General features: G+C 65.6%; 17 protein-coding genes and 1 pseudogene. 2 read left to right on the top strand and 16 right to left on the bottom strand.

Translation table 11 applies throughout. From position 1 onward, the window contains the following. Positions 1 to 791: Bug family tripartite tricarboxylate transporter substrate binding protein (locus tag ACFE7U_RS04625; RefSeq protein ID WP_375408561.1), on the bottom strand; the 791-nt coding region annotated here is incomplete at its 3' end. Between the two features lie 434 nt (positions 792 to 1,225). On the opposite strand from ACFE7U_RS04625, the gene ACFE7U_RS04620 reads away from it, so the two are divergent. Both ACFE7U_RS04620 and ACFE7U_RS04615 read left to right on the top strand, forming a co-directional pair. Beyond that, on the top strand, positions 1,226 to 1,474 hold the full coding sequence (locus ACFE7U_RS04620; protein WP_375408560.1) for a hypothetical protein: 249 nt from the start codon (positions 1,226 to 1,228) through the stop codon (positions 1,472 to 1,474). Positions 1,475 to 1,565: 91 nt separating this feature from the next. Further along, on the top strand, positions 1,566 to 2,459 hold the full coding sequence (locus ACFE7U_RS04615) for an alpha/beta hydrolase fold domain-containing protein (protein ID WP_375408559.1): 894 nt from the start codon (positions 1,566 to 1,568) through the stop codon (positions 2,457 to 2,459). A gap of 357 nt (positions 2,460 to 2,816) precedes the next feature. Here the strand turns inward: ACFE7U_RS04615 and ACFE7U_RS04610 are convergent, their stop codons facing one another. The 15 genes and pseudogenes from ACFE7U_RS04610 to ACFE7U_RS04540 form a co-directional block, all read right to left on the bottom strand. Beyond that, complete coding sequence (locus ACFE7U_RS04610) at positions 2,817 to 3,878, bottom strand: tyrosine-type recombinase/integrase (RefSeq protein WP_375408558.1); 1,062 nt, start codon at positions 3,876 to 3,878, stop codon at positions 2,817 to 2,819. A 17-nt stretch (positions 3,879 to 3,895) separates the two neighbouring features. Continuing rightward, positions 3,896 to 4,030 (bottom strand): annotated as a pseudogene (locus tag ACFE7U_RS04605) (helix-turn-helix domain-containing protein); the annotation flags it as partial. Continuing rightward, a complete protein-coding gene (locus ACFE7U_RS04600; RefSeq protein WP_375408557.1) occupies positions 4,027 to 4,317 on the bottom strand; it encodes a hypothetical protein in 291 nt (96 codons plus the stop codon). The gene ACFE7U_RS04600 and the pseudogene ACFE7U_RS04605, both read right to left, overlap by 4 nt. After that, entirely contained in the window at positions 4,310 to 4,618 is a 309-nt protein-coding gene (locus ACFE7U_RS04595) for a hypothetical protein (RefSeq protein ID WP_375408556.1), read from the bottom strand. The genes ACFE7U_RS04600 and ACFE7U_RS04595 overlap by 8 nt, the downstream gene beginning before the upstream one ends. Further along, complete coding sequence (locus ACFE7U_RS04590; protein ID WP_375408555.1) at positions 4,615 to 5,433, bottom strand: zinc-finger-containing protein; 819 nt, start codon at positions 5,431 to 5,433, stop codon at positions 4,615 to 4,617. The genes ACFE7U_RS04595 and ACFE7U_RS04590 overlap by 4 nt, the downstream gene beginning before the upstream one ends. Next, positions 5,433 to 5,828 (bottom strand): hypothetical protein, encoded by a 396-nt coding sequence (locus tag ACFE7U_RS04585; RefSeq protein ID WP_375408554.1) that lies wholly within the window; start codon positions 5,826 to 5,828, stop codon positions 5,433 to 5,435. Before ACFE7U_RS04585 ends, ACFE7U_RS04590 begins: the two co-directional genes overlap by 1 nt. Continuing rightward, positions 5,828 to 6,388, bottom strand: coding sequence for a helix-turn-helix domain-containing protein (locus tag ACFE7U_RS04580; RefSeq protein WP_375408553.1), 561 nt, complete (start codon positions 6,386 to 6,388; stop codon positions 5,828 to 5,830). Before ACFE7U_RS04580 ends, ACFE7U_RS04585 begins: the two co-directional genes overlap by 1 nt. A 93-nt stretch (positions 6,389 to 6,481) precedes the next feature. Beyond that, positions 6,482 to 7,120 carry a lambda exonuclease family protein gene (locus tag ACFE7U_RS04575; protein ID WP_375408552.1) on the bottom strand — a complete coding sequence of 213 codons (639 nt, stop codon included), beginning with the start codon at positions 7,118 to 7,120 and terminating at the stop codon, positions 6,482 to 6,484. Next, on the bottom strand, positions 7,113 to 7,907 hold the full coding sequence (locus ACFE7U_RS04570) for an ERF family protein (RefSeq protein WP_375408551.1): 795 nt from the start codon (positions 7,905 to 7,907) through the stop codon (positions 7,113 to 7,115). Before ACFE7U_RS04570 ends, ACFE7U_RS04575 begins: the two co-directional genes overlap by 8 nt. Beyond that, on the bottom strand, positions 7,904 to 8,263 hold the full coding sequence (locus tag ACFE7U_RS04565) for a hypothetical protein (RefSeq protein WP_375408550.1): 360 nt from the start codon (positions 8,261 to 8,263) through the stop codon (positions 7,904 to 7,906). The genes ACFE7U_RS04570 and ACFE7U_RS04565 overlap by 4 nt, the downstream gene beginning before the upstream one ends. Beyond that, positions 8,260 to 8,493: a hypothetical protein gene (locus ACFE7U_RS04560; protein ID WP_375408549.1), complete on the bottom strand. Its 234-nt coding sequence runs from the start codon at positions 8,491 to 8,493 to the stop codon at positions 8,260 to 8,262. Before ACFE7U_RS04560 ends, ACFE7U_RS04565 begins: the two co-directional genes overlap by 4 nt. 6 nt (positions 8,494 to 8,499) lie before the next feature. Next, positions 8,500 to 8,766 (bottom strand): hypothetical protein, encoded by a 267-nt coding sequence (locus ACFE7U_RS04555; RefSeq protein ID WP_375408548.1) that lies wholly within the window; start codon positions 8,764 to 8,766, stop codon positions 8,500 to 8,502. After that, positions 8,766 to 9,125 carry a hypothetical protein gene (locus ACFE7U_RS04550; RefSeq protein ID WP_375408547.1) on the bottom strand — a complete coding sequence of 120 codons (360 nt, stop codon included), beginning with the start codon at positions 9,123 to 9,125 and terminating at the stop codon, positions 8,766 to 8,768. Before ACFE7U_RS04550 ends, ACFE7U_RS04555 begins: the two co-directional genes overlap by 1 nt. Positions 9,126 to 9,205: 80 nt before the next feature. Then, on the bottom strand, positions 9,206 to 9,838 hold the full coding sequence (locus tag ACFE7U_RS04545; protein WP_375408546.1) for a hypothetical protein: 633 nt from the start codon (positions 9,836 to 9,838) through the stop codon (positions 9,206 to 9,208). A 13-nt stretch (positions 9,839 to 9,851) separates the two neighbouring features. Further along, positions 9,852 to 10,634 carry a S24 family peptidase gene (locus tag ACFE7U_RS04540; protein ID WP_375408545.1) on the bottom strand — a complete coding sequence of 261 codons (783 nt, stop codon included), beginning with the start codon at positions 10,632 to 10,634 and terminating at the stop codon, positions 9,852 to 9,854. Between the last annotated feature and the right edge of the window lie 211 nt (positions 10,635 to 10,845).

The following is a 10,845-nucleotide window of genomic DNA, read 5'->3' as shown; positions in this document are numbered from 1 at the left end:
AGGTACTCGATGTCGAGGCCGGATTCCTTGCAGGTCGGGATGTCGCCCCACGACATCGTGGTGGTGACGTTCTCCTTGAGGGGGATGCGCGCCTTGTCGAAGACGCAGAGCGGCTTCAGCTCGCCGGCTCGCCACTGCGCGACCGCCTCGATCGGGTTGTTGACGCTCGAGGTGATGTGACCGCCCACGAGCTGGGCCGCGACGTCGCCGCCGCCCTTGAAGGGAACGTAGGTCATCTTCGTGCCGGTCGACTGCTCGATGGCGGCGGTGATGATCTGGTCCTCCTGCTTCGAGCCGGTGCCGCCCATCTTGACCGAGTTCGGGCCGTCCGCCTTGGCGGCGTCGACGAATTCCTTGGCGGTCCTGTGGGGCGACTTCGCGTTCACCCAGAGGACGAACTCGTCGAGGCCGAGCATCGCGACCGGAGTCAGATCCTCCCACTTGAAGGGCACGCCCGTGGCGAGCGGGGTCGTGAACAGGTTCGAGAGGGTGATGATGATCTTGTGCGGGTTGCGGCTCGAGCCCTTGACGTCGAGGAAGCCCTCGGCGCCCGCACCGCCGGCCTTGTTGATGACGACGAGGGAGTGGGGCATCAGGCTGTGCTTCTGGATGATGCCCTGAAGCATGCGCGCCATCTGGTCGGCGCCGCCGCCGGTTCCGGCCGGCACGATGAACTCGACGGTCTTCGTCGGCTGCCAGGCCGAATGCGCCGGGCCGGCACAGAGACCAGCGACTGCCAAGCCGGCAAGCGCCACACCTCGCATGAGCGAACGCCCCATCTTGAACGTCATTGGTTTCCTCCAGCCGGGTCACTATGGCACCTCGAGTGGATGCACTAAGACTCTCGGACGACTATTATGCAGCCACCGTAATGTTTGTCAGCGCAAGCACAAGGGTGACTCTTAAAAATACGACAATTGTCTTTGTTGCGCCGCAATATATCTCATCGGTATTCTGTATTTCATTGTGTCTACCCGGACTCAATGCATAGCCGGTCATGAGATAAAAAATCCAATTCAGCCTCGTTTTTGATTGGATCAGCGAGGAAGGCCACTCCGCCAAGTCATTCCTCATCGACGGCAGTGCCACGATCGGTTACTCCGGATGGTCCCACCGAACTCCATCGACAACTTTGACCCCGCGCTTAAGATGTTGAGAGCGCATGAAACGGGCAGGTCGGCCCTATCTGTCGGAACCCCTGCGCAACCCTCCGGTGAGGTTTTCCATGCGCAACATCATCCTTGCCCTGTGCCTCGCGATTGCCGTTTCCGGCGGCGCCGAGGCCCAACAAGAGCCGCCGATCCAAAGCCCGCAGGATGCAGCCTGCCGGAACGATGCCCGAGACAAGGTCTTCACGGCCGCGAATCCGAACAATCTCAGCCTCTGGGATCTCGGATCGCAGATCTATCATGCTTGCATGGCCGCCTATCACGGTGGCGGTCCGAACCCGGGTCGGCGCGAGCAGCGCTTCTAGCCAGTGTCACCATCGGCACGCAGGTTGAACGATCGACGTCAACCCGCCGCTCTGCGTCCCAATCCGTGTCCCTGCATACGGGAGCCCATCGATGGCCGAATCCGAGATCGCGGTGGTTCGCGACCTTCTGCTCTCGAAGCCGCGCCCGAACGACCTCGCCGCCCGACGAGAACGGATGAATGGCTTCGGCGAACGCTATCCCTTGCCCCCCGACGTCCGTGTCGAGGTCGTCGACGCGGGTGGGGTGCAGGCCGAATGGACGACGACGCCGGCTGCCCGAGCCGATCGGATTCTCGTCTTCCTGCACGGCGGTGGCTACATCGCGGGCTCCCTCACGAGCCACCGCCATTCGGCGGCCCGGATGGGGCGCGAGGCACGGGCACGCACGCTGGCGCTCGACTACCGTCTTGCCCCTGAACATCCGTTCCCGTGCGCTCTCGAGGACGCGCTTACCGGATATCGTTTCCTGCTCGCGTCGGGCGCCGATCCGGGCGCGATCGCGATCGCCGGCGAGAGTGCCGGCGGCGGTCTCGCCCTCGCGTTGCTGCTGCGATTGCGTGAAGCCGGCGAGCCCCTGCCCGGCTGCCTCTGGCTGAGTTCGCCCTGGGTTGATCTCGCCCTGACCGGAGCGAGCCTCATGACGAAGGCCGACGTCGATCCCCTGCTCCAGGAGGCCTATCTCGCCGAACTGGCGCAGGCCTACCTGAACGGAGCCGATCCGCGGGACCCGCTCGCCTCTCCCCTCTACGCCGATCTGCGGGGCCTGCCCCCCACTCTCGTCCAGGTGGGCTCGGCCGAGACGCTCCTCGACGACGCGGTGCGGATCGCCGGTGCGGCGGGCGCGGCCGACGTCGCGGTCACGCTCCGGATCTGGCCCCGCATGATCCACGCCTGGCATCTCTTCCACCCGCAACTCGCAGAGGGACGCGAAGCCCTGGCCGAAGGAGGCCGGTTCGTGGACGGCCATCTCGGCGGCGGTGGATGAGTGCGGGGGGTCTCTGGAAGCCCGCGGACGACGTGGTCCGGCCGGCAGGCTCTGCCTCGAGGATATGCCGATGGACGCAGCACTTGGTCTGCACGACATCACCATGACCCATGTGGTCATGACGGACCGGCTCGCTGCGACGCCCAGCTGCGTCACGAGCGGAGCCGCCAGCGGCGATTGAGTTCGTCAAGATGGTGCTGCTGGACAGGATTGAACTGTCGACCTCCTCATTACCAAAAGAGCGCGTCAGCTCTTCTTCATGCTTCGTTTCCACCCCGTACACACATCGTTCTCACTTCTGAGCACTCTCTAGGACGTTACGCCCCTGATCCAGGTTCAAGCGAACCTGCGAGCACATCATAACTTCCGCGGCCCGCCGACCTCGAGGGCGTTGGCGGTCTGCCGCAGATGGCTCGGGCTGAACTTCGCATAGACCCGCTGCGTGACTAGGTCGTCGGCATGGCCGAGGTACGTCGCGATCTCCCCCATGGGTCGGCCCGCTTCCGCCATCCACACTGCAGCCGTGTGCCGGAACATATGAGGCGTGACGTTCCCGATGCCGGCGCGCTTCGCTGCCTTGCCGAGCGCCGTGCGAACGCTCCTGACCGGCTCTCCTCCCCATTCGATGACGCGGTCGCCCCGCTTGTAGGCCCTGGCGTCGCTGAGCGCCGCGCGTAGCGCGTTCGTCATCGGCACCGTGGCGCGCCCCTTCTGCGGGCGAAGCAGGTTGCGGGCACCAAGGAAGATGAGCCCGCGCTCGAAGTCGATCCGGTCCCATGTGAGCTCGAGCAGCGCCGCGTTGCGGCCAGCCGTCGAAATGGCGAGGAGCAGGTACAGGCGAAGGTGCGGGGTCTCGGCCGCGGAGAGCAGCGCGTTGAACTGGTCGCGCGTAAGGTGGCGCTCCGTGGCTTGGGGAGCACCGGGCATCTCGATGTCCGGCGCCTTGCCGATGTGCTTCGCGGCCTCGGCCCAGAGCAGAGCTGCACGAAGCTGGTTGAGCTCCGTCCGGATCGTGCCGTTGGCGACGCCGATCAGCTCGACCTTGTTGGCGTTGCGCCGCCGCTTCTGCTGCGCCTCGGACCCACGCTTGTCTGTCCGACGCTGTGCGACATAAGCCCGGCAGGTTTTCGTGCTGATCTCCCCGGGCTTCATGTCGCCGAAGAACGCCAGAACGGCCTTGCCGGACCAGCCCATGTTCTGGGCGATCCGGCGGCCGACTTTGTCCTCACGGTAGGCTTCCCAGATCCAGCGGATGTCTGGGTCTATGGGGCGCTTGGCGTCCTCAACGATCCGGTTGAACTCCGCCGCCGCTCCCGCCGCATCGCGGCATTCAAGCTGTCGACGACTGAGACGCTTGCCGCCTTCGGAGACGACGATTGCCCATCCTCCACGGAAACGTTGGAGCTTGTATTCTGGCATTGCTCGTATTCCAGGAGGGTGGCCTCGGTGATCCTAAGCAGCTTCCCGCCCGCGCGGAAAGCAGCCAGATCCCCATTGTCGATCAGGCGGCGGACGTGGTTCGCGGAGCACTTCCAGCGTGCCGCGACTTCGGCCGGGGTGAAGCAGATCATGAGCAGGTCTCCACCTTCTTCCAGTTGCGGCAGGCCGGCGCGCGGGCGAGCACGTCGGTGCCAGTTCCGCCGGTCCAGTGCGGACGCATCAGCCCGCATTTCAGGTACGTCTTCGCCATCTCCTTGCGGACGAGGTGAGCGCAGGATCGGCACGTCTCGCCGGCCGGCCCGGTACCAGGCAGGGCCGCGTAGCCCTTCGGCCGGGGCGCCGTCAGGCGCTTGCGCTCCCGAGGCGTGAGCGCGCGCGGCAGGTCGAAGAGTTCGGCCTGCAATCGGGCTTCAAGCATGGCTGGCTCTCCCCTCGATGCGCTGGCGGATGCTGCGAGCCTTCTTCGCCATGCCCTGCGCCATGACGCGGCCGGGCGGCGTGGTGCGCAGCGGCGATGGCTTCCCGACGAGGACGGCTCGCGCGTCGTCGCGGTACGTGTGGATCTCGGCCTCGGTGAAACCGGCCGCGCAGAGGTGCCCGAAGGTGCAAGCGCCCTCCGGCCCGTGCGCGTGGTACCGCATGGCCTCGGCCATCAGGAGGATGCGCTCGCGCCGATCGGGCGCGCGGCGAGCGGCGTGGATCAGGGATGGAGCGGTCATGCTGCGACCTCCTGGTTGGTGGCTTGCGTGGGCCGGACGCCGCGCTCGGCCAGGGCCTCGAGGTCCGGCACCATCTCAGCCAGGACCTCCGCCGGCTTGTAGACCCACCCGGGCAGCAGCTCGTGAGAGTAGAGGCCGTTGGTGCGGCACAGCCCGGGCAGGTTGGCCCATGTCGTGATCCAGAGCCCGCGCCGCGGATTGCTCAGATCGAGGTGTGCCGTGAACGGCTCGCCCATCTCCTCCGGGTGCATGATCGCCGACTTGATAAGCCGAGCTGAAACCCGGGCCGCGTCGCGCTCCTCCTGCGTCGGCGCCGGCAGCTTCTTCGCGCGCTTTTCCTTCTTCGGCTTGGCCGGCTTCGCCTTCGCCCATGCGCGGATTTCCGGATAGGTGACGCCGCGCAGGCAGTGCCAGGCCTCGCGGCATTGCTCGAGCGTGAACATCGCGACGTGACAGTCGGCGACGTCGAGCTCGAGGCCCGCGGCCAGGTAGGCATAGACCCGGCGCCGCGCCGTCATTCGAATAACCGTGCGGGCCTTCTCATTGTCCGGCCGATAGTCGGCGCACCGGTCCGCGCCCATCCAGATCGGATCGAGCATGTCGCGATGGAGCATGCGCCGGGCGTTGCGCAGCTCGGGCCCGGCCGGCGTGCCGAGCGCATCCTCCGTGCCCTCGTGGCAGCGCACATACGCGTCCGGACAGACGTCGCATTTCCAGATGCGGTTCTCGAACAGGTCGGCGCGGTGCGGGTAAATCTCCGCACCGTTCGTGAGCCTGGCGGCGGTGCCGCACGCGGGGCATATCGGGGCGGCCATCAGGCGCGCCCCATGGCCGGCGCGTCGACGACAACGTCGTTGTGCGCGTCGCCTGGCTCCCGCTGAAGCCTCCGCCGGGCCTGGACGTAGATGTATTCCATCGTGGTCGTGAAGGCGCGTTGCGTCTTCTCCGGATCGGTGTCGGCGAGGGTGGAGCAGAAGCTCGCGATGACGTTGCCGAGGGCGCCGCAGAACGCGCCGCCGATCTGGGCATCGTCGATGTTTCGGTCGCGCGCGTCGGCCAGCTCGAAGAGGGCGGCTTCTGTGGAGGCGATCGTCAGTGCCCGGTAGGCGCGCTCCGCCTCGGAGCACGGTGGCGGCCGTCTCGCGTCGTAGTCCCGCATCCCCTGGATGCCTTGCTCAACGCCGTCGCGGTGTGGCGTGATCGTAGCCATCAGGCGCAGCCCTCGCCGGCCCAATCCTCGCCGCTGATGCTGTGGCCTCTGCCACGCAGGGCGGCCTCTTTGTCTCGGAGCAACACGCGGAGCCAGATCAGATCGGCAGGCCAGGTCCTCGTGGCGGAAGCACCGAACTTCCTCAGAGCGTGAAGGACCGTCGTGTGATCCCGGTTGAGCAAGCGGCCGACGCTCGGCAGGCTCATCGACGAGATCTCGAGCCAGAGCGCCACCATCGCGAGCTGACGCGGCCGGACGACCTTCGCGCGTCGCCCTTCGCCTTCCACTTCCTCGACCGTGACCCCGTGATGGACCGCGATCGTGCGGATGATGAACCGGGTCCGTGCGTGCCGGCTCATCGCCGGCGTGCCCTCATATTCGCGAGCCCACGCCTGCATGGCCTGGCGCTCGGCCTCGGCCGGATCGATCGCGGGCGGCGCTGCCTCCGGGGTTACGAAGACAGGTTGCGGTACCGGCGCCGGGCGCGCGATCGGCGCCGAGCTCCTGGCCGGGGCCTCTCCCATGAGGCGCGCCTTCAACGCCTTGGCGTCGGCGCGCATTTCCTCGGCGGAGGAATACTCTCGGACGGGTGCGCCCATCAGGGAGCGATTGCTGTGCATGTTCATTCTGAGACCTCGGACTGCGACGGGGGACTAGGCGGCGAGCTTCAGGGCGAAGCGCTCGCGGATGGCGGCCTCGCGCTGGTCGAGCTCCTCGAGGAAGGCGGCGACGTCGGCCTCGATCGCCGCAATGGCCGCGTCGTCGCGCGGCACGCGCACCACCAGGAGGTCCATGCCTTCCGGGAAGCGCGGGTCGAAGCTGGCGAAATCGCACCAGGCGCGGCCGGTGCACGCCATCTGCCAGAACACTTGCGGTAGATACTCTTCCGGCACTTGGCCGGTGGCCAATGTGGTCGCGTGCGTCTTGCTCGTCGGGCACTTGAACTCGACGAGGCCGTCGGCGCCGATGAGCCCGTCCGGCGAGGCGCCGGCCATCGAGAAGCGCGGGTGCGGCACGAAGCCAGCGAGGTCGACCGTGTGGTCCGTGACGAACTCGTAGGCCGCGCGAGCGCGGGGCTCATTGTCGGTGCCCCACTGCATCTCGCGGCTGACGAAGTGGTCGACGGCGAGGCCGGTCAGGCGCTCGGCGATGAGCTCGAGCATGTAGCTCTCGCGTGCCGCACCGGGCTTCCCACTCTTCAGCTTCGCCGTCAGGTCGGCCATGCGGGAGGCCGTCACCTTGCCGACCCTGGCTTGGAGCCAGGCCGCGGAGCCTTGCTTCATCTCAACCATGGTTGCGACCTCCACGGGCTTGCTGGACCTTGCGCATGAGCTGCGCCTTGGCGCTCTCGAACTGGTGCGCGGGGATCTCCTCGATGCTGGGCACGCGGCCGTAGGCGAGGAACTTCGCGAGGTCCGTGTCGCCGGCGCGCACGAGGGCGTGGAGCTCGCAGGCCTGCGCCTCCGTGATGAAGCTCGGCTCCTCATCCTCGCGCGGGTCGGCGCGGTTGCCGTCGTTGTCCTCGTCGGTCAGGGCGATGTTGAAGACGAGGAGCGTTAGGTACCGGCGGCCGTAGCTCATCGTGGAGCCGAAGGCCTGGATGCCGGTCTTGTTAGCCTTGCCCTGCGAGCCGGCCGCGTCGGACGGGAGGTTTGCCTTGTGGTCGCGTGAGAAGCCGGCGGCGTGCGCCACCTTGCAGACCATCCGGTAGTGCCCGGGCTGGTCGCAGTCCTCGGTGTCGAACGACAGGCTGAACCCGTGCTTCGTGTAGATCGGGGTGATGGCCTTCGCGATGTGCTCGAGCTTCGCGTATCGCGACTTGGTGTGGGTGTTTTCCGCCCGGCGTAGCACCGCCGGCATTTCGGCCTGCGTGGCGCTCATCGCGGCGTTAAAGATCTCCTCGGCGGCCTGCAGGCGCATCCGCTCCTGCATCGCCATGAGGCGTTCCATCTTGTCGATGTCGATGGAGGGATCGCGCGCGGCGCGCTCGATCAGCGCGAGCACAGCGCCGGTCTCGGACGCCGGCGGTCGGGGATCGTCGTGCAGCGCGACGTCTTGCTTGAGGGCTGGGGTGGTCAAAGCAGGCTCTCCTGAGTGAGGGCGGCGAGCTCGTCGCGAACGGCCACCAGGTTGCGGGGAAGGCGGGTGTGGTCGGCGCCGTTCGCCATCAGGACCCAGACGAGGGTCCCGATCAGGCGATGGTCGGCTGTCACCTCGTCGAGGTGGATGTTCTTCTCGGCGAGCCACTGCGCCGCCAGGGCCGGAGCGATCGGCTCGGGGACCGCTGCGGCCCCCACGACGATGGCGTTGTCGACGATCTTCCAGAGCGGCCCGCGATCGATGAGGACGCCGCTGACCAGCATCGTCTGCAGCGCCGCGAGCATGGTCTCGGTAGGGCTTTCGAATGGGAGCGAGGGCTTGCGGGACATGCTCATGGGCGGACGAGCCATCCGAAGAGGAAGGCCGCCGCGGTGAGCACCCCGGCGAGCAGAGGCGCCACGAACCGACCGGCATGGCCGGCGATGACGCTGAGAGTTTCGATGGGATCGGCCGGCGTGGCGGCACCGCCGACGATGCGGCCGGCGATATCGCCGAGCGCGTAGAGGGAGCCGATGAACACGGCGCCGAGGGAAACGGCGAGGCACGCGAGTTGGGGATCGGACATGGCGGCTCAGTCCAGGGAGGGGTGATCGAGGCCGAGGAAGCCGCACGCCGCGAGGTGGAGGGCGCGGGTCTCGTCGTCGGAAGAGGGCGACGGGTAGGCGGACAGCATGAGGTTCAGCGCATCCGCGAGGGCGGTGGCGATCTCCTCGATGTTCGGAGCCTCGCCATCCCGGACGGCGCAAAGCAGGAAATCGATGGCGGTGGTCGCTGCGGACGCCGCGGCGATCAAAGCGCGGGCATCGGGATCGGTGACGTTGGGGCCTTGCTCCGACATCACGCAGCCCTCGACAGGCCGAGGTCGGACGCCGTGAGGCGGTGCTCGTCGCTCTCGTCGACGGCGTCCTCGGGCTCGTAGCGCTCGACGCCGTAGGCATCGCACGCCGTCCAGAGACAGCCCGGGACGTCCTCGTTGTGCGTGTCACGCCACCAGGCGACGGCGCCCTGTAGTGTGGCCGCGGTGACATCGGCGACGCTACCGGCGGCGAAGTCGACCGCGTGTACGGAGATCAGGGGGAACGGGAGGCCGCCGGCGATCGAGCGTGTCGCCTCGGCGAGGGTCAACCCGGCGCGGTCTTCCTGGTGGTAGGCGCCTGCTGATGCTTGGCAGGTGATGAGGTGAGAGACGAGGGACACTGAGCAGCTCCACCGCGAGAGGCGATGAAGCAAAGGTAGCGATTTCCGCTACAGTGTCAATAAGCAAGTAGCGCTTATCGCTACTTTCCGATCAGGCCGAGTAGCCACTCCCTGAGGCGAATTCGCTTGGTGTCACGCTGAAGGGTAGCAAACTCCACCTTCATGTAGCGATCATAACGCGCATGCAGATACCGCTGGGCGGTGAAGGCAGAGGAACTATTGTCATAAAATCTCGCATGTTCTCCTGCGCAGCGGCCAGCCAAGCGCCATGCCTTTTCCCGCCACTCAACCCGCATAGCACTTTGCGCCGACGGCCGAAGCTTCGCCATGGCTATGAACCCAGCGTCGATCCAGGCTTCTCTGTCTTCGTTGAGCGCATAACGGAGAATGTCAGATACGCTCATCAGCCTCGGAGAAAATAACGGTAATTGCTCTAAGATTTTGGACTGTGCTGCTGCTGTTACCTCTATATCGAACAGCCTTAGCTTCGAAACTTTTGCGACCCAATCTTCCACAAGGTTAGCGCCATCAGCTAACTCGCGGACGCTATCGAGCAGCGTTTCCTCTACAATTTTCTTCGCGCGCTGCCGGATTTCCATTTCGATAACGGCAAGGTCTTGAGCGCGAAGATCGCTCGCGGAGAGATGGCCGAGTGACCTTGTTACAGTCCCCTCGATCAGTGCATCGAGAGTGGCGCGCTCGTGCTCCGGCATATGCGGCAGCAGGCTATTCGGCGGCACGCAGAGGGCGGACGATGCCCCCAGTCCGCTCAATACGTCGCCATTGCTTCTCCGGGATGATCGCTATGATCTCAGCGACCCATTGGAGCCTAACGTCACGCATCAGGTCAGCGTTATGGCTCTGTAGATCGTAATGTCCGGGCTTGCTGCCAGGATGTAGGATCTTCAGGAAGCGGTTGCCGTCGATGTCACAGCAAGCAACCTCATCGCCAAACTGTGCTTCGGCATCAGCGACCTCCGGGCCACAGACAATTAGTGAGCCGGGCCGAAAGAACGGCATCATTGAGGTGCCGACAATTTCGTATGCGGTTGTGGCTCGTGGAAGCTGAGCTTTGATCTCGGCAACGATCTCGATGCCTGGATCAGGTTGTTCCACATCCGTGTTGATCGCCCCACCTGCACCGATGATGCCCGCAAGCCGCACAGAGGTCGGGTGAAGTGCGATGCCGGCGGTAGGAGCTGGGTAGCCCGTGATAGCCTCGATCGCGATCATCTCATCGGCGGAGACCTTTCGACCGTCCTCCTTAAGCATCTTGTTTACGGCCGCTTTATCGATGGACCTTCCGAGATGCTCAGTCAGCGAACGCGCAAGTTCCACCTGCCCCATCCCAGCATGATCCAGTGCCTGTCTGACCCAATCGTGCAGCATCCTTGAGGCGTAGCGTTTTTCGCTCCACAAGGCAGTTTCTAGATACGCTACCATCCCGCTTGCAATAGTAGCGATATTCGCTACTCTCAGCGGCATCATGGAACCAGCCCGATCAATCATCAGGACACTCGGTGGAGTGAAAGCCACGGCAGAAGTCGTTGGCGTTCACCGAACACGCGTCTCCAACTGGATGCGCCCCACCGCCGTTGGAGGCACGAACGGGACGGTGCCGCACTGGCACATTCCTAAGATCCTCGAGCACGCCCGGTCGCATGATCTCCCTCTGAGCGAGCGAGATTTCGCACCGCGCGTGAATATGCCTTCGGCTGAA

This window comes from uncultured Methylobacterium sp. (assembly GCF_964251405.1).
GTDB lineage: Bacteria > Pseudomonadota > Alphaproteobacteria > Rhizobiales > Beijerinckiaceae > Methylobacterium.
The sequence above is the reverse complement of the archived record's forward strand: the minus strand, read 5'-3'. Positions and strand labels throughout refer to the sequence as shown.

What these genes read in the sequence shown, in the direction of transcription:
- ACFE7U_RS04620 (WP_375408560.1), top strand. Translation starts at nt 1,226, where the DNA reads ATGCGCAACATCATCCTTGCCCTGTGCCTCGCGATTGCCGTTTCCGGC.
- ACFE7U_RS04615 (WP_375408559.1), top strand. Translation starts at nt 1,566, where the DNA reads ATGGCCGAATCCGAGATCGCGGTGGTTCGCGACCTTCTGCTCTCGAAG.
- ACFE7U_RS04610 (WP_375408558.1), bottom strand. Translation starts at nt 3,878, where the DNA reads ATGCCAGAATACAAGCTCCAACGTTTCCGTGGAGGATGGGCAATCGTC.
- ACFE7U_RS04600 (WP_375408557.1), bottom strand. Translation starts at nt 4,317, where the DNA reads ATGCTTGAAGCCCGATTGCAGGCCGAACTCTTCGACCTGCCGCGCGCG.
- ACFE7U_RS04595 (WP_375408556.1), bottom strand. Translation starts at nt 4,618, where the DNA reads ATGACCGCTCCATCCCTGATCCACGCCGCTCGCCGCGCGCCCGATCGG.
- ACFE7U_RS04590 (WP_375408555.1), bottom strand. Translation starts at nt 5,433, where the DNA reads ATGGCCGCCCCGATATGCCCCGCGTGCGGCACCGCCGCCAGGCTCACG.
- ACFE7U_RS04585 (WP_375408554.1), bottom strand. Translation starts at nt 5,828, where the DNA reads ATGGCTACGATCACGCCACACCGCGACGGCGTTGAGCAAGGCATCCAG.
- ACFE7U_RS04580 (WP_375408553.1), bottom strand. Translation starts at nt 6,388, where the DNA reads ATGCGCGCCGACGCCAAGGCGTTGAAGGCGCGCCTCATGGGAGAGGCC.
- ACFE7U_RS04575 (WP_375408552.1), bottom strand. Translation starts at nt 7,120, where the DNA reads ATGGTTGAGATGAAGCAAGGCTCCGCGGCCTGGCTCCAAGCCAGGGTC.
- ACFE7U_RS04565 (WP_375408550.1), bottom strand. Translation starts at nt 8,263, where the DNA reads ATGAGCATGTCCCGCAAGCCCTCGCTCCCATTCGAAAGCCCTACCGAG.
- ACFE7U_RS04560 (WP_375408549.1), bottom strand. Translation starts at nt 8,493, where the DNA reads ATGTCCGATCCCCAACTCGCGTGCCTCGCCGTTTCCCTCGGCGCCGTG.
- ACFE7U_RS04555 (WP_375408548.1), bottom strand. Translation starts at nt 8,766, where the DNA reads ATGTCGGAGCAAGGCCCCAACGTCACCGATCCCGATGCCCGCGCTTTG.
- ACFE7U_RS04545 (WP_375408546.1), bottom strand. Translation starts at nt 9,838, where the DNA reads ATGCCGGAGCACGAGCGCGCCACTCTCGATGCACTGATCGAGGGGACT.
- ACFE7U_RS04540 (WP_375408545.1), bottom strand. Translation starts at nt 10,634, where the DNA reads ATGATTGATCGGGCTGGTTCCATGATGCCGCTGAGAGTAGCGAATATC.